This is a genomic window from Microbacterium sp. UBA7513, assembly GCF_002478345.1.
Lineage (GTDB): Bacteria > Actinomycetota > Actinomycetes > Actinomycetales > Microbacteriaceae > Microbacterium.
Window position 1 is genome coordinate 118,658 of sequence record NZ_DLNJ01000023.1, and the last position, 16,125, is coordinate 134,782.

General features: G+C 68.3%; 12 protein-coding genes and 1 pseudogene. 8 read left to right on the forward strand and 5 right to left on the reverse strand.

All coding sequences use genetic code 11. From position 1 onward, the window contains the following. Positions 1 to 1,793, reverse strand: a 1,793-nt coding sequence (gene lepA, locus B2W79_RS13805; protein ID WP_292790284.1) for a translation elongation factor 4, incomplete at its 3' end; no start/stop codon positions are given. Between the two features lie 242 nt (positions 1,794 to 2,035). Here lepA and B2W79_RS13810 point away from each other — a divergent pair. The 5 genes from B2W79_RS13810 (at position 2,036) to B2W79_RS13830 (ending at position 8,517) form a co-directional block, all read left to right on the forward strand. Further along, positions 2,036 to 3,019, forward strand: coding sequence for an ABC transporter permease (locus tag B2W79_RS13810; protein ID WP_071329520.1), 984 nt, complete (start codon positions 2,036 to 2,038; stop codon positions 3,017 to 3,019). A gap of 2 nt (positions 3,020 to 3,021) precedes the next feature. Further along, complete coding sequence (locus B2W79_RS13815) at positions 3,022 to 3,942, forward strand: ABC transporter permease (RefSeq protein WP_060921466.1); 921 nt, start codon at positions 3,022 to 3,024, stop codon at positions 3,940 to 3,942. Continuing rightward, a complete protein-coding gene (locus B2W79_RS13820) occupies positions 3,939 to 5,867 on the forward strand; it encodes an ABC transporter ATP-binding protein (protein ID WP_060921465.1) in 1,929 nt (642 codons plus the stop codon). Before B2W79_RS13815 ends, B2W79_RS13820 begins: the two co-directional genes overlap by 4 nt. A gap of 133 nt (positions 5,868 to 6,000) precedes the next feature. Further along, complete coding sequence (locus B2W79_RS13825) at positions 6,001 to 7,710, forward strand: ABC transporter family substrate-binding protein (protein ID WP_060921464.1); 1,710 nt, start codon at positions 6,001 to 6,003, stop codon at positions 7,708 to 7,710. A 75-nt stretch (positions 7,711 to 7,785) separates the two neighbouring features. Continuing rightward, positions 7,786 to 8,517 (forward strand): alpha/beta fold hydrolase, encoded by a 732-nt coding sequence (locus tag B2W79_RS13830; RefSeq protein WP_071329521.1) that lies wholly within the window; start codon positions 7,786 to 7,788, stop codon positions 8,515 to 8,517. Here the strand turns inward: B2W79_RS13830 and B2W79_RS13835 are convergent. Together B2W79_RS13835 and B2W79_RS13840 are read right to left on the reverse strand one after the other, a co-directional pair. Next, on the reverse strand, positions 8,509 to 9,747 hold the full coding sequence (locus B2W79_RS13835; RefSeq protein ID WP_071329522.1) for an MFS transporter: 1,239 nt from the start codon (positions 9,745 to 9,747) through the stop codon (positions 8,509 to 8,511). The two genes, B2W79_RS13830 and B2W79_RS13835, sit on opposite strands and share 9 nt — an antisense overlap. Next, a complete protein-coding gene (locus B2W79_RS13840; RefSeq protein WP_071329523.1) occupies positions 9,744 to 11,117 on the reverse strand; it encodes a glycoside hydrolase family 1 protein in 1,374 nt (457 codons plus the stop codon). The genes B2W79_RS13835 and B2W79_RS13840 overlap by 4 nt, the downstream gene beginning before the upstream one ends. 221 nt (positions 11,118 to 11,338) lie before the next feature. On the opposite strand from B2W79_RS13840, the gene rpsT reads away from it, so the two are divergent. Continuing rightward, positions 11,339 to 11,599 carry a 30S ribosomal protein S20 gene (gene rpsT / locus B2W79_RS13845; protein WP_060921459.1) on the forward strand — a complete coding sequence of 87 codons (261 nt, stop codon included), beginning with the start codon at positions 11,339 to 11,341 and terminating at the stop codon, positions 11,597 to 11,599. A 66-nt stretch (positions 11,600 to 11,665) separates the two neighbouring features. Here the strand turns inward: rpsT and holA are convergent, their stop codons facing one another. Together holA and B2W79_RS13855 are read right to left on the reverse strand one after the other, a co-directional pair. Continuing rightward, on the reverse strand, positions 11,666 to 12,703 hold the full coding sequence (holA, locus tag B2W79_RS13850) for a DNA polymerase III subunit delta (protein ID WP_071329524.1): 1,038 nt from the start codon (positions 12,701 to 12,703) through the stop codon (positions 11,666 to 11,668). A gap of 34 nt (positions 12,704 to 12,737) precedes the next feature. Beyond that, a complete protein-coding gene (locus B2W79_RS13855; protein WP_083391790.1) occupies positions 12,738 to 15,101 on the reverse strand; it encodes a ComEC/Rec2 family competence protein in 2,364 nt (787 codons plus the stop codon). Between the two features lie 272 nt (positions 15,102 to 15,373). Here B2W79_RS13855 and B2W79_RS13860 point away from each other — a divergent pair. Beyond that, positions 15,374 to 15,463, forward strand: a pseudogene (locus B2W79_RS13860) (DUF2510 domain-containing protein); the annotation flags it as partial. 171 nt (positions 15,464 to 15,634) lie between these two features. After that, positions 15,635 to 16,123: a hypothetical protein gene (locus tag B2W79_RS13865; RefSeq protein WP_292790317.1), complete on the forward strand. Its 489-nt coding sequence runs from the start codon at positions 15,635 to 15,637 to the stop codon at positions 16,121 to 16,123. The last annotated feature ends 2 nt before the right edge of the window (positions 16,124 to 16,125 follow it).

Sequence of the window (16,125 nt, forward strand, 5' to 3'; positions counted from 1 at the left end):
ACCATCTTCATGCGCTTCTTGCCCTCCTTCTGCTTCTCGAGGAGCTTGCGCTTGCGGGTGATGTCACCGCCGTAGCACTTGGCGAGCACGTCCTTGCGGATCGCGCGGATCGTCTCCCGGGCGATGATGCGCGCACCGATCGCGGCTTGGATCGGCACCTCGAACTGCTGGCGAGGGATGAGCTTGCGCAGCCGCTCCGCCATCATCGTGCCGTAGGCGTAGGCCTTGTCGCGGTGCACGATCGAGCTGAACGCATCGACCTTCTCGCCCTGCAGGAGGATGTCGACCTTGACGAGGTCGGCCTCCTGCTGCCCCGAAGGCTCGTAGTCGAGCGAGGCGTAGCCCTGCGTCTTGGACTTGAGCTGGTCGAAGAAGTCGAACACGATCTCGCCGAGCGGCATGTTGTAGCGCAGCTCGACGCGCTCCTCCGAGAAGTACTCCATGCCGAGCAGCGTGCCGCGCCGCGACTGGCACAGCTCCATGACGGTGCCGACGTAGTCCTTCGGCAGCAGGATCGCCGCCTTGACCATCGGCTCGGACACCGAGCCGATACGGCCGTCGGGGTACTCGCTCGGGTTCGTCACGGTCACCGTCTCGCCGGTGTCGCTCGTGACGACCTCGTAGATCACGCTCGGGGCGGTGGTGATGAGGTCGAGGCCGAACTCCCGCGAAAGGCGCTCGGTCACGATCTCCAGGTGCAGCAGACCGAGGAAGCCGCAGCGGAATCCGAAGCCGAGGGCGACCGAGGTCTCCGGCTCGTACTGCAGCGAGGCGTCGGAGAGCTTGAGCTTGTCGAGCGCCTCGCGCAGTTCGGCGTAGTCGCTGCCGTCGATCGGGTAGATGCCCGAGAACACCATCGGCTTGGGGTCCGTGTAGCCGGGAAGCGCCTCCGCCGCGGGCTTGCGCGCGTTCGTGATCGTGTCGCCGACCTTCGACTGCCGCACGTCCTTCACGCCGGTGATGAGGTAGCCCACCTCGCCGACGCCGAGGCCCTTGGTCGGGGTGGGCTCCGGGCTCGACACGCCGACCTCGAGGGCCTCGTGGTTCGCACCGGTGGACATCATCTGGATGCGCTCCCGGGGCGAGAGGCTGCCGTCGACCATCCGCACGTAGGTGACCACGCCGCGGTAGGCGTCGTACACGGAATCGAAGATCATGGCCCGCGCGGGTGCGTCCGCGTCGCCCACCGGAGCCGGGATCTCCTCGACGATCCGGTCGAGGAGATCCTCGACCCCCATGCCGGTCTTCCCGGAGACACGCAGCACGTCCTCCGGCTTGCCCCCGATGAGAGAGGCCAGCTCCTTCGCGTACTTCTCGGGGTCGGCCGCGGGGAGGTCGATCTTGTTGAGGACGGGGATGATGTGGAGGTCGTTCTCCAGCGCGAGGTAGAGGTTGGCCAGCGTCTGGGCCTCGATGCCCTGCGCGGCGTCGACGAGGAGGATGGCCCCCTCGCACGCGGCCAGCGACCGGGAGACCTCGTACGTGAAGTCGACGTGACCGGGGGTGTCGATCATGTTGAGCGCGAACACCTCGTCCGGGCCCTGCGCCTGACCCAGAGCCCACGGCATCCGGACCGCCTGGCTCTTGATCGTGATGCCCCGCTCCCGCTCGATGTCCATGCGGTCGAGGTACTGGGCGCGCATGTCCCGCTCCGCGACCACGCCCGTGATCTGGAGCATGCGGTCGGCCAGGGTCGACTTGCCGTGGTCGATGTGGGCGATGATGCAGAAGTTACGGATCTGCGCAGCCGGCGTCGCGGCAGGCTGAAGCGGGGTGAGAGCGCGTGGGGACATGTCCCGTCGATTCTACGGTGAGGGTCCTCATAATCCCCATTCGTGCGTATCGGTGATAGTCTCCCGAAGTTGCCCGGGATCAATCCGTGACACCGGATCCCGTAAGCGATACGACTCCGTCACAGACTCCGTGAGGGCTGTCGCGTCGCGCGGAACGGCGGATGAAACCCGATCATCCGCCCGGCTCAGCGTTGCGTCGGCAGACCCCGAGCGCGTCTGGAGAAGAGAAAGACAAATCCCCCTTGATCAAGTACCTCGCGCGCCGTGCCCTCGGCTGGCTGCTCATGATCGTGGTCGCGACGAACCTCACCTACTTCCTCGCGTGGGGCTTCCTCGATCCGCGCAGCAACTATGTGGGTCGTCGCCCTCCGCTCAGTCCTGAGCAGATCGACAACGTCCTCATCCCCCGCAACCTGAGCGACACCGTCCCGCTGATCGAACGGTGGTGGACCTGGTTCTCGGGGATTCTGCTGCGATGGGACTGGGGCGTCAGCCCGACGGGGCAGTCGGTGAACGAGCAGGTCGCCTATCGCATGTGGGTCAGCGCCGAGCTCGTCCTCGGAGCCACGATCATCGCCGCCGTCCTCGGCGTCTGGCTGGGCGTGTACACCGCCTCTCGTCAGTACAAGCTCGCCGATCGCATCGGCCAGGCGACCTCGATCATCACGATGAACATCAACATCATCGTGGCGGGTCTCGCCGTGGTGCTCCTCGCCATCGCCCTCAACGAGGCGACCGGCGTGCGCATCTTCTACGTCACCGGCTCCTCCAGTCCCGGGGTCACCGGCTTCTTCCCCACGATCATCGATGCGCTCCAGCACGTCACCCTGCCGACGATCGCTCTGGTGCTGGTCGGTTACGCCCAGTATCACTTCCTTCAGCGCTCCCTGCTGCTCGACAACATCAACGCCGATTACGTCCGCACGGCGCGCGCCAAGGGGCTCACGAAGGCCCAGGCGATCCGGAAGCACGCGCTCCGCACGTCTCTCATCCCCGTCGCCACCCAGGTCGCCTTCACGATCCCGACGATCTTCACCGGCGCGATCCTGACGGAGACGATCTTCGCCTGGCAGGGCATGGGGCGCTACTTCCTCGACACCATCAACCAGAACGACATCAACGGTGTCGTGGCGGTCGCCGCGTTCGGCGCCGTTCTGACCGCGATCGGCGCCGTGCTGGCGGACATCATCGTGGTCATCCTCGACCCGCGAGTGAGGGTGAGCTGAAAATGACCACGGAAATGATCGATCCCCTCGTCGAGCCGCCTGTCGGGCCTCCGCAGCCCGCCGACAAGTCGCTCTCGAAGTGGACGTTGTACACGCGTCGGTTCCTGCGCAACAAGCCCGCTGTCGGCGGCATCATCGTGCTGTTCGTCCTGATCCTCTTCGCGACGCTCGGACCGTTGCTGTCGCGCTACGCGGTGAATGACATGGACTTCCTGGCATTGAGCTCGCCCCCGTCGGCCGACCACTGGTTCGGGACCAACGGCGCCGGCAACGACACGTACACGCAGACCGCTGTCGGTCTGCAGCGCTCGCTCATGATCGCCATCACCGTCTCTCTCGGCACGACGATCCTCTCGGCACTCGTCGGCACGGCTGCCGCCTACTTCGGCGGCTGGTTCGAGCGCATCGCTCTTCTGGTGATCCACTTCATGATGGTCGTTCCGACCTTCCTCATCCTGTCGGTCGTCTCGAACGACTCCGGCGGCGTCTGGTGGGTCATCGCCCTGGTGATGATCTTCGTCGGATGGTTCTTCCCCGCGCGCATCATCTGGACGATGGCGCTCTCGCTCCGCGAACGCGAGTACGTGCAGGCCGCGCGCTACATGGGGGTCCGTGGCGGACGCATCGTCCTGCGGCACCTGGTCCCCAACATCGGATCACTGCTGGTGATCAACTTCACCCTGGGCATCGTCGCCGCCGTGACGACTGAGACTGGCCTGTCGTTCATCGGCTTCGGCGTCAAGATCCCCGATGTCTCCCTCGGCTCCCTGATCGGCGAGGGGAGCACGACCATCACGAGCTCGCCGTGGCTGTTCTACTTCCCGGCCCTCGTCCTCACTCTGCTCACCGTGTCGATGGCACTCATCGCCGACGGTCTGCGTGATGCCCTCGATCCCACCTCGGCTGCTGGAGGCCGCGCATGAGCCCCATCCTCTCCGTCCGCGACCTCAACGTCAGCTTCGCCTCTGAGGCCGGTCGTGTCCACGCCGTCCGCGGCGTCTCCTTCGACCTCGAGGCCGGAAAGACCCTCGGCATCGTCGGAGAGTCCGGATCGGGCAAGTCGGTCACCTCCCTGGCGGTGATGGGCCTGCTCGACGAGAACGCCAAGGTGTCGGGCTCGATCATGTTCGACGGCCAGGAGCTGATCGGCAAGACGGACGCGCAGCTCTCCACGATCCGCGGCAACGGCCTGTCGATGATCTTCCAGGACCCGCTGACCTCGCTGACTCCCGTGTACACGATCGGCACGCAGCTGATCGAGGCGTTGACCGTGCACCGCAACATGAGCGGCAAGGAGGCCAACGCCCGGGCCATCGACCTTCTCAAGCTGGTCGGGATCCCGGAGCCGGAGAAGCGCATGAAGGCCTTCCCCCACGAGTTCTCCGGAGGCATGCGCCAGCGCGTCGTCATCGCCATCGCGATGGCGAACGACCCCAAGCTGATCATCGCCGACGAGCCGACCACTGCTCTGGACGTGACGATTCAGGCACAGATCCTCGACCTCATCGAGAAGGCACAGGACGAGACCGGCGCGGCCGTGATGATGATCACGCATGACATGGGTGTCGTGGCCCGCACCGCCGACGACGTCATGGTCATGTACGCGGGCAAGCCCGTCGAGCAGGCCCCGGTCAGGGAGCTGTTCCACAAGACCCGGATGCCCTACTCGATCGGACTCCTCGGCGCCATCCCGCGCGTAGACAAGGCCGAGAAGGAGCCCCTGACCCCGATCAAGGGCAACCCGCCCCTGCTCATCGACCTGCCCGATGCGTGCCCGTTCGCGGACCGCTGCCCCATCGTGATCGACGCCTGCCGCGCGAAGGAGCCCGAGCTTCTCCCCGTTCACACGGGAGGCGTGTCAGAACACCGTGCGGCCTGTATCCGTGCGGACGAGATCGAGGATGGGGGCATGCTCGGCGGGCTACCGGTGTACCCCGTGCGCGAGGTCCCCGAGAGCGACCTCACCCGCCTTCCCCGCGAGGAGCGGCCGATCACGCTCGAGGTGAAGAACCTCACCAAGACGTTCCCCCTTCTGAAGGGGGCGTTCCTCAAGCGCAAGGTCGGTGAGGTCCACGCGATCAAGGGGATCAGCTTCGACGTGCGCGAGGGCGAGACGATGGCCATCGTCGGCGAGTCCGGCTCCGGCAAGACGACGACGCTGCTGCAGATCATGGACATGGTCAAGCAGACCGAGGGCGACATCGTGATCGCCGGCACGAGTGTCAACGACATCCGCAGCCACAAGGTCGAGCGCGCACTGCGTCGCGACATCCAGATCGTTTTCCAGGACCCGATGGGTGCTCTGGATCCTCGCCTGACCGTCGCCGACATCATCGCGGAGCCGCTTCTCGCGATCGGAACGCCGAGCGCCGAGGTGCACCGTCGTGTCGGTGAGCTCATGGATCTCGTCGGCCTCAATCCGGCGCATCGCGATCGCTTCCCCCAGGCGTTCTCGGGTGGTCAGCGACAGCGCATCGGCATCGCCCGCGCGCTGTCGACGAACCCCAAGATCGTCGTTCTCGACGAGCCGGTCTCCGCGCTCGACGTGTCGATCCAGGCCGGCGTGATCAATCTCCTCGATGAGCTCAAGGTCAAGCTCGGGCTGTCGTACCTCTTCGTGGCGCACGACCTCTCCGTCGTCCGCCACATCGCCGATCGGGTCGCCGTGATGTACCTCGGCGATTTCGTCGAGCACGGCGATGTGGACGAGGTGTTCGACAATCCGCAGCACCCCTACACCAAGGCTCTGCTCTCGGCGATCCCGGTCCCCGACCCGGACATCGAGCGCACGCGGCAGCGCGTCGTGTTCGATCCCGACACGGTCAGCACGAAGCCGGCGACGGTCTGACGCGGGCACGGCCGGGGCCGAGGGTGGTCACCGTCCGATAACGGTTAGACGCTATTCACCGCACGGCGGCGTACCGGTATGAGGCTCGAACTATTCTTCCCTTTATGACACGCCGTAAGGCGAAAGGAGCACCATGAAGCAGTACAAGCTGATGGGAGCGCTGGCATTCACCGGCGTTCTCGCACTCGCGATCAGCGGGTGCGCTGCCGGAAACGGCGGCAGTGGCAACAGCGGCGACAACGGCGAAGCTGCCGAAGTCGAAATGGCGAACTACAACCCGCAGCCGCGCGAGAACCTGAAGGAAGGCGGCGAAGTCAACTTCGCCATCCGCGAGGTCCCCGACCAGCTCAACGCGTTCAACAGCGACGGCAGCGCGGACACCGCCCGCATCGCCGCGTGGTACACGCCGCAGCTGATCCTGATGGAGCCGGACGGCACGCAGTACAAGAACGACAACTACCTGTCGGAGTGGAAGAACGAGGTCAAGGACGGCAAGACGGTCCTGACGTTCACGTTCACCGACGAGGCCCACTGGAACGACGGCACCGACATGGACTGGACCGCCATCGATGCCACGTGGAAGGCCAACCGCTCCTACGACGAGGGCTTCAACCCGAACGCGACCGATGGCTACAAGGAGATCGAGTCCGTCGAGCAGGGCGACTCCCCCAAGACGGCCATCGTGACCTTCAAGGGCGAGTTCGCCTGGCCGCAGATGCCGTTCAACGGCGGCGTGATCCACCCGGCCCTCGCCGACCCGGACGTCTTCAACGAGGCGATGATCGACAACCCGCACCCGGAGTGGGGTGCCGGCCCGTACACCGTCGACGAGTTCGACGCGAACAAGGGCTACATCTCCTTCAAGCCGAACCCCGAGTGGTGGGGCGACGCTCCGCTGCTCGACAAGGTCACCATGACGGGCATGGACGGCCAGGCCGGCGTCAACGCCTTCAAGAACGGCGAGGTCGACATGGTGGAGACGGGCTCCCAGGAGCTCATCGACCAGGTCAAGGACGTCGACGGTGCGGTCGTCTACCGCGCCCAGCAGACGGCGAACACCATCCTGCAGGTCGACGCGACGAAGCCGCAGTTCGAGGACGTCAAGGTCCGTGAGGCGTTCTTCAAGGCCATCAACATCGACCAGCAGAAGCAGATCGCCTGGAACGGCCTCGGCTACGAAGAGGACCCGGCCGGTTCGCTCACCCTGTTCTCCTTCCAGCCCGGCTACACCGACTCGATGAAGGCCGCCGGCTGGGAGTTCGACGTCGAGGGCGCCAAGAAGCTCCTCGACGAGGCCGGCTGGACCGAAGGCTCGGATGGCATCCGCGAGAAGGACGGCGTCAAGCTCTCCGTGGTCTACCCCATCTGGAACGACACCGCGACCGCCAAGGCGCTCGCGCAGTCGCTGCAGGCGCAGGAGAAGGAGATCGGCATCGACGTCAAGGTCGATGTGCGTCCCGCCAGCCAGTTCTCCGACGACTACACCTCGAAGAACTGGGACGTCTCCGGACTCCGCTTCACCTCGTCCGACCCGTTCGGTGCCGCCTGGTTCTGCCAGCTCTACTGCTCGGACTCCGGTCTGAACCTGTCGGGTGTCGGTGACGCCGAGCTCGACGCGGAGATCAAGGACAAGGTCGAGTCGCAGAGCGACCCCGAGGCGCAGACCAAGGCCGCCATGGAGCTCGAGCCCGAGATCTACAAGCGCTGGGGTCTCATCCCGCTGTACAACGGCCCGCAGATCTACACGGTTCAGGAGGGTCTGGCCAACCTGACGCCGGAGCCCTACGTGGGTCTCGACCTGTTCGGCATCACGCCGGTCGAGAACGTCGGCTGGGAGAAGTAACATCCTCTGACACATCTCGTGTCGAAGCGGGGTCGGTGGTTCATCCACCGGCCCCGCTTTCCCTATGCTGAAGGCGTGACCGTCCAGACCGTCCTCGTGCACGGCATCCGCACGTCGGCCACCATGTGGCGGTCGCAGATCGAGTACCTGGAGGCGCACGGACATCCCGTCACCGCCGTCGACCTTCCCGGCCACGGCAGCCGGATGGCCGAGGACTTCACCCTCCACGAGGCGCTGCACACGATCGACGCCGCCGTCCGCGCCGCCGCGGAGCGGGGCCCCGTCCTGCTGGTCGGGCACTCGATGGGCGGGCTGCTCTCCCTGGCGTACACCGGTGGCGCGGAGCCTCCGCCCGTCGACGGACTCGTCGCCGCCGCATGCACCTCGCTCCCCCGCGGCGCCGGACTGCGCGCGTACCGCCTGTTCGCCCGTGCGGTCGACTCCCTGCCCGACCGTGGCATGTGGCTGACGCAGCGCATGCTCGCCGCGACGATCCCCGAGGAGAATCGCGGGGATTTCGCCGCCGGCGGCTATGCGCTCGACATCCAGGACCAGACGCTCCGCAGCCTCGCCGCCCTGGACGTCGCCGCCGCTGTCCCCCGCATCGAGGTGCCCCTGTGGTTCGTGAACGGCCAGTACGATCAGCTCCGGCTGAACGAGCCCCTGTTCCGGCGTCTGGCCCCCGAGGCGGAGCTCATCGTCGTGCCGCGGACCACGCACCTTCTCACGGCCATGCGCCCGCGGGTGTTCAACGCCGTCCTCGCGCTCGCGATCGCGACGATCGAGCAACGCAGGGCGTCACGCTGAGAGCACCCGAGGCCGCGCGGCCGCGGTGAGTCCTCCCCCGACGAGCGACAGGACGGCCGCCGCGAGGAAGACGAGCCAGAACCCGCCGGCCAGGGCGACGAGCCCCGCTCCGAGCACGGGTCCGATGAGTTGGCCGAGGGCGGCGGTCACGTTCACGATGCCGAGGTCGCGCGCGTGGTCCTGCTCATCCGGGAGCAGATCGGCCGCGAACGCGAGTCCCACCGTAGAGAAGGTGCCGTAGCCGACGCCCATGAGCGCGGCGGCGATCATCGTCATCTCGAAGGTGGGTAGAGCCACGATTACCACGCCCGACGCCGCCTGCACGACCGTGGCCGCCACAGCGAGTCGACGCCGCTCGCCGGTGCGGTCGGAGATGATCCCGGTGATCACCGAGGCGATCACGACGAAGACGGTGTAGACGACGATGAGGAGAAGGAGGTTGTCCTGTGCGGTCGTGCTCTCCTGGCCGAGGCCGTGAAGGAGGAAGAAGAGGAACAGGGCCGTCCCGAGAGCGTTGCCGATGTTCGTGACGAGCCGACCGGAGAGCATCCAGGCGAAGTCGCGGTCGCGGAGCGACGCCAGCCGGGGACGCCCGATGCGCTGCGGACGCAGCGCATCGGTGCTCGGCGGGTCCGGCAGCAGCAGCGCCGCGGCGATGCCCACCACCGCGATGATGCCGGCGAGGAGGAGATACCCGGCGACGATACCGAGGCCCAGCAGCACGACCAGGCCGACCCCGAGCACGATGCCGACCGCCTGGCTCGAACCGACCGCGGCGGACGCGGCGCCGCGCTGCGTGGTCGGGAGCTGGTCGGCGATGAGCGCGGTGAACGCGGCGGAGGAGACAGCGACGCCGATCGAGACGCCGACCCAGCCGGCGCCGACCGCCCACGGCCCCTCGGCGAATCCGGTGAGCACGAGACACGCGGCGGTGAGCGCGACGCCGCCCAGAGCCCATGGCCGCCGTCGGTGTGCGCCGGCACGGGCGCGGTCCGAGAGCGCTCCGGCGAGCGGCCCGGCGACGACGCCGGCGAGACCACCCACTCCGAGCACGATCCCGGAGGAGACGACGCCACGGATCCAGTCGTCCTCAGGAGTGTCGAGCTGCAGCGGGAGAAGGAGCTGGACCGGGGTGAGCTGGACGGTCCAGATGGCGAGCCAGGCGAGGGTGAACAACGACATCCAGCGCAGGCCCGCCCTGCGGGTGGCGATGCCCGGGGCCCCGCTCATGCGCGTGCCGCCCCGGCGGTGCGGGCCGCATGAGCGCCCGCGACGAGCTCCCGATACCAGCCATAAGAGGCCTTCGGAATCCGCTCCCCCGTCGAGAAGTCCACGTGCACGAGACCGAACCGCTGCGTGTAGCCGTCCATCCACTCCCAGTTGTCGAGCAGCGACCAGACTGTGTACTCCTCGACGGGGACGCCGGCGGCGATGGCCTCGCCCACCGCGTCGATGTGCGCGGAGAGGTAGGCGATCCGGTCGATGTCCTCCACAGGACCGGCGACGTCGGGCTCCGGGAAGGAAGCTCCGTTCTCTCCGATGATGATCGGAGGCATGCCCGGGTGGCGGCGGTGCAGATCGATCAAGAGATCACGCAGAGCGGACGGCATGATCGGCCACTCGGGTCCGAACCCGGTGACGGGGACTCCGGGTGTCGGCACGATCTCGAACGGGATGTCGTTCCCGGGACTCGCGGCGGTGACGGTCGTCGGGTTGTAGAAGTTCACGCCATAGAAGTCGATCGATCCCGCGATGCGTGCGAGGTCGTCGCCGAGGAGGGGCAGCGGCGGAAGCCCGAGCGCCTCCAGATCCGGTGTCGTCCCGGAGAGCAGCGGCTCGCTGAACAGCCGGTTGTGCAGGAGGTCGTACACCGCGGCTGCGGCATGATCCTCTTCGGTGTCCCGCAGCGGCAGGACCCAGGTGTGGTTGTTGACGAGCCCCACGCTCTCCGCACCCTGGTCTCGCAGCACGTCAGCGGCTCGGGAATGGGCGAGCAGCTGATGGTGCGCGGTCGGAAGCGCGCCGTAGAAGAGCTGCCTGCCTGGTGCGAGCGCGCCGACCGCGTAGCCCTGCAGGGTGGTCATGGCAGGCTCGTTCAGCGTGTACCACGACGACACCCGGTCTCCGAGGCGGGCGGCGACGAGGGCGACGTACTCCCCGAAGCGTTCGGCGGTGTCGCGAGCGAGCCAGCCGCCGTCGGCCTCGACCGGGCTCGGCAGCTCCCAGTGATAGAGCGTCGGGAAGGGTGTGACTCCGGCCTCGAGCAGAGCATCGACGACGCGGGCGTAGTGGTCCAGTGCCGCGACGTTCCCGGGTCCGTGTCCGTCCGGTTGCACGCGCGCCCACGGAATCGAGAACCGGTACCGGTCGAGTCCGAGACCGGCCACCAGGGCGACGTCATCCGCCACACGGCGATAGCTGTCGCAGGCCGGCTCCGCCGTCGAGCCGTCGCGGATGCGTCCGGGCTTCGCGATCTCGTCGTCCCAGATCGACCGGCCCGCTCCGTCTGCACGGCGGGAACCCTCGATCTGGATGGCTGAGGTGGCGGCGGACCAGCGAAGCCGCGCACGCGCGGTCGGGTCGGTGCTGAGGGGGGTCATCGGGCTCCTTGACGTCATCGTCGTTGAGGATGATTCTGCACCCGGTCCCACCCTCCGCGCGACGGCGTCTCGCCGGGACGGCGCCGTTTCACACGATCCGGTCCGGTGCTGGTAGACTCGACTCTTGGCTTGCGTGTGGGTTCTTCCCTCACGACCGCCGTGCAGCAGCCCTCTTCTGCTGCCGGCACTCCGAATAACTCCTGTACAGAAAGCGTCCACACGTGGCAAACATCAAGTCGCAGATCAAGCGCAACAAGACCAACGAGAAGGCTCACGCGCGCAACAAGGCCGTGAAGAGCGAGCTGAAGACTCTCGTCCGCCAGACCCGCGCGGCCGTCGCCGCCGGCGACAAGGCCGCAGCAGAGAAGAGCCTGAAGAAGGCCTCGGTCAAGCTCGACAAGGCCGTCAGCAAGGGTGTGCTGCACAAGAACCAGGCATCGAACCGCAAGTCGGCGATCGCCAAGCAGGTCGCCGCTCTCTGAGCTTCTGACTTCCGGAAAGCCCGTCTCCTCGTGAGGCGGGCTTTCTGCTTTCCGGGGGCGAGAGCCCTAGCCCCCGAACGGCTCACGGGTGGCGATGACCGTCACCATGCGCTCAAGCGCGAAGATGGGGTCGCGCGCTGCACCCTTGACCTCGGCGTCGGCGCGCGCAGTCGCCTGGATCGCCATTCCCAGGGAGCGCTCGTTCCATCCCGCCAGGTCGCGGCGCGCGCGGTCTACCTGCCAGTCCTTCATCCCGAGGCGCTGGGCGAGCTGCCTGCTGGGTTCACGGTTGCCGGCGACGCGCGCCATCGTGCGCAGCTTCATCGCGAACGCGGCGACCATCGGCACCGGGTCTGCGCCGGAGGACAGGGCGTGGCGGAGCGCCACGAGAGCCTCACCGTATCGGCCAGCGATGGCGGTGTCGGCGACGACGAACGCCGACACCTCGACCCGGCCGCCGTAGTACTTGGTGACGACCTCTTCGGTGATGTCGCCGTCGACATCGCCGATGAGCTGCTGACATGCAGCGGCGAGCTCGGTGAGGTCGTCGGCGAATGCCGAGACGAGCGCTCGGAGTGCCGGCGGAGCGATGCGCTTCTTGGCCGCCTTGAACTCCCCCGCCGCGAAGTCGACCCGGTCGCCGTCGCGCTTGATGGCGGGGCAGGCGATCTCGATCCCGCCGCCGGTCCCCGCGCGGAGGGCGTCGAGGAGCTTCTTCCCGCGGACGCTGGCTCCGGTGTGCCGCAGGACGACGGTCGCCCCCTCCTGCGGGTTCTCCAGATACCCGATGGCCTCTTGGAGGAACGCGTCGGAGCACTTCTCCACGCCGGACACGCGGACCAGTCGCGGCTCTCCGAACAGCGACGGCGAGGTCAGGGAGAGCAGCGTGCCGGGAGCGTAGTCGTCGGCACGGACGTCGCTGACCTCGAGCGCCGGATCCTCGGCACGGAGGTAGTCGCGCACCCCGGCGATCGCGCGTTCGGCGCAGACCTCTTCCGGGCCCGAGACGAGCACCAGCGGCGCGGGGTGAGGCTCTCGCCACGACACCTGCGGGATCTTCGTGGCCTTCGCGCCGCCGCGGGAGGGAGGACGGGAAGCTGCCATGGGACCAGCCTACCGGCGGTGTCGGACACCCGACTCAGGGCGGCGCGCCATCGGTCCAGACGCGGAGGGCATGGTCCTCGACGCCGAGCAGCGTGCGGCCGTCGTGATCGGTGCGGTAGACCTGCGCGCCGAGCGCCGACAAAAGATCGAGGGTCTCCCGACGCGGGTGCCCGTAGTCGTTTTCCGCGCCGACCGTGATGAGCGCCACGCTCGGCTGCAGAGCCTCGTAGAGGGCCGGCTCCTGGTCAGCGCTGCCGTGGTGGGCGACCTTCAGCACGTCGTATCGTGTCAGCGGCGTACCGCGGAGCAGCGCACGTTGCGGGGCCGCGGAGAGATCGCCAAGGAACAGGGCACGGGGCACTCCTCCCCCGGCGAACTCGGTGACGACGCTCGCATCGTTGCCCGGTGGGAAGGCGACGCTGTCCTTCCGCGGCCAGAGCACTCGCCACGACGCTTGGCCGAGAGCGCCCCGGTCCCCGGCGCCGACCGGACGGAGGGCAGCGCCCGCCCGCGCCAGGTCGTCGAGCACGCGCGTATCGGCGTCATCGGCGGGCGGTCCGTGCAGCACCGTACCCACCCGCCCTTCGAGCACGGCCGCACCCCCGACGTGGTCCGCGTCGAAATGCGTGAGCACGAGCAGATCGATGCGGTCGATGCTCAGCGAGCGGAGGCAGGCATCGAGCGCACCCGCGTCCGGTCCCGTGTCGATGAGCGCGATCGCGTCCTGCGAACGCACCAGGATCGCATCGCCCTGGCCCACGTCGCATGCGGCGATCACCCACCCGTGCGGCGTCACGAGCGGGGCGAGCGGACCGTCGACCAGCACGCGGGAAGCACCGACGGACGCCACAACGATGAGAACGCCGGCCGCCACGCATCGGACGATGGTGAGGACGCCGCCGGACGTCGAGAGCCCCGGCGGACGAGACCGCACCGTCACGACGTCCGGGCGCGCGACCCCCCGGGGGCCCGGCCTTCCGCGGCAGCACACGATGGCGATCGCGACGGTCACCAGCGCAACGAGGGCAGCGCTGCCGAGCCCCGCGGGGAGGAGCACCTGAGCGCCAGGGAGCCCGGAAGTGACATGGGCGACGGCCGCGATCCACGCAGACGGCAGCCAGGCGCACGCCGCGAGCAGATCCGCGACGGGTGGGAGAGGCGCAGCGAGACAGGCGACGAGCCCGATCACCGTCGCGATCGGCGCCGCCGGCTCGGCGAGGAGGTTCGCGACGACCGAGACGAGCGACTGCTGCTCCGCGAACAGCGCGATCACGGGCGCGCACGCGAGCTGCGCCGCCAGGGGCACGGCGATCGCCAGGGCGAGCGGACCGGGTAGCCAGCGTCCGATCCCGTTCGCCAGCGCTGGGGCCAGCAGGATGAGGGACCCGGAGGCCACCGCGGACAGCGCGAATCCCGGCGTCGATGCGAGCCAGGGATCGGCGACGAGGAGCACGGCCACGCACAGGGCCAGGATTCCGGCCCCTGCGCTCGGCCGCCCGACGAGGATCGACAGCATGCCCGCCGCGGCCATCGTGGCGGCCCGGATGACGCTCGGCTCCGGCGTCACGAGCACGACGAAGGCCGCCAGGGCGAGGGCGGCGAGCACGACCCGCAGCGCTCGCGTTCCACCGCTCAACGCCACGATCCCGAACACCGCAGCGACGACGACCGCGCAGTTCGCCCCGGACACGGCGGTGAGGTGGCTGAGACCGCTCGTGCGCATGTCGGCGTCGACGGCGACGGGCACGGCGGTGGTGTCGCCCACCGCCAGCCCCGGGAGGAGTCCGGCGCCGGGTTCGGGGAGCCGCGTCGCGCGCTCGACGAACGAACGGCGGAGGTCGGCTGCGAATCCGAAGACGCCGGGTGCGGACTGTTCCACCGTTCCGGCGGTGACGAAGACGACGAGGGCTGCCCGCTCCCCCGGATCCGTTTCCGCACTCTCACCGGTCACCCGCACCTGCGCGCCGAGGACGAACCCCTCCCCTTCCTCGATGCCGATGCGCACTGGACCGGCCGCCGGCGCCACGGCTCCGGGCGCACCGATGCCGCGCAGCTGCACGTCCATCCACAGACGCCCATCGCGTCCCACGGACGCCGATGACGACACCTGCCCCGCCGCTTCGACGGCTCTGCCTCCCCACGCGTGCACGGCGTCACGGTCCGCGGACTGTACGAGGACGGTGAACGCCACGGCTGCCGCTGTCGCGAGCACCACGATGACCAGTCCCCCGATCGTCGCGACTGCGCGGTGCCGGATCGCGAGCGCGGCGCCGATGACCACCGCGGCTGCCAGGCATCCCCCCACCAGCCACCCCGCCGTTCCCGGCAGGAACACGCAGACCAGGGCCACACCCCAGGCACCGAGCGCCACCGGCAGCAGGCGAAGGTCGCGCGTCATCGCGGATCCCCACTCGGACCCCGGGGACGAACACGGCAGCTCATGCATCCGATCACGCTAGAGTCGCGCTGACTCCCGCTCCGCCCGCCGCGACCGCCGCCGCAGGAGCAGAGGACAACGACCCTGGAAGTCAGGGTGTGGAGGAGCACTTCTCCGATGGCAGAGACCGCCGGCGTCGGAGGCGACCGACGCGGTGACGGCCTCGTCCGAGGCGATTGGGTAGCCTGGGTACTCGCGCGCGGCAGACGCTGCCGCAACGAGGAGGAGAGCGCATGAGTGTCCCGGCCGGGTGGTACGACGATGGTTCCGGGCGCCAGCGGTGGTGGGACGGAGCACGGTGGACGGACGCGTACGCTCCCACTTCAGCTCCGACGAATCCCTCGCCGCCTCATCCCGAGGCGCCGACATACGGGTCGGCCGCCCCGGCGCACCAGGTCCCTGACGCTGCTTCTCGGCCGGCGCCGGTCCTCGGGTTCATCGGGCTGGGCCTGGCCGTCCTCGGCGCCATTCTCGCCTTCATCCCCGTGTTGTTCGTGGTCGGCGCGGTGATCCTGTTCGCCGGGTTCGTCGTGTCGCTGGTCGGGTTGTTCACGAAAAGCGCCGCGAAGTGGCCGTCGATCGTCGGCATGGTCGTGTCGGTCGTCGGCGCCGTGATCGGGGTCATCGTGCTCATCGTGTCGCTCGTGCTGGCCTCCTCGGCGCTGAACGGCGCGTTGCCCGCCGAAAGCGCTCCCTCGGCCAGCGCCCAGCCATCCGACGCGCCGAGCAGCGCCAGTGAGAGCCGTCCGACGCCCGAGGAGATCGGGGCGTCCGCGGAGGAGATCAACCGGTCGAACGGCCTGACGACCTATGACGACATGCCGGACTTCTATCCCTGCGTCGGGCAGTACGTCTACGACTCCGAGTTGTCCGATGAGAGCGTTCAGCTCCTGGTCGACGGACGCGATCCGCTTGAGTCCGAGCGGGAGCTGGCGACCCAGGTGATCACAGATGCCACGCTGACCTGCGATCCCCAGGGGTAGGC

Coding starts and splice junctions, on each gene's coding strand:
- B2W79_RS13815 (WP_060921466.1), top strand. CDS start 3,022: ATGACCACGGAAATGATCGATCCCCTCGTCGAGCCGCCTGTCGGGCCT.
- B2W79_RS13820 (WP_060921465.1), top strand. CDS start 3,939: ATGAGCCCCATCCTCTCCGTCCGCGACCTCAACGTCAGCTTCGCCTCT.
- B2W79_RS13825 (WP_060921464.1), top strand. CDS start 6,001: ATGAAGCAGTACAAGCTGATGGGAGCGCTGGCATTCACCGGCGTTCTC.
- B2W79_RS13835 (WP_071329522.1), bottom strand. CDS start 9,747: ATGAGCGGGGCCCCGGGCATCGCCACCCGCAGGGCGGGCCTGCGCTGG.
- B2W79_RS13840 (WP_071329523.1), bottom strand. CDS start 11,117: ATGACCCCCCTCAGCACCGACCCGACCGCGCGTGCGCGGCTTCGCTGG.
- holA (WP_071329524.1), bottom strand. CDS start 12,703: ATGGCAGCTTCCCGTCCTCCCTCCCGCGGCGGCGCGAAGGCCACGAAG.
- B2W79_RS13855 (WP_083391790.1), bottom strand. CDS start 15,101: ATGACGCGCGACCTTCGCCTGCTGCCGGTGGCGCTCGGTGCCTGGGGT.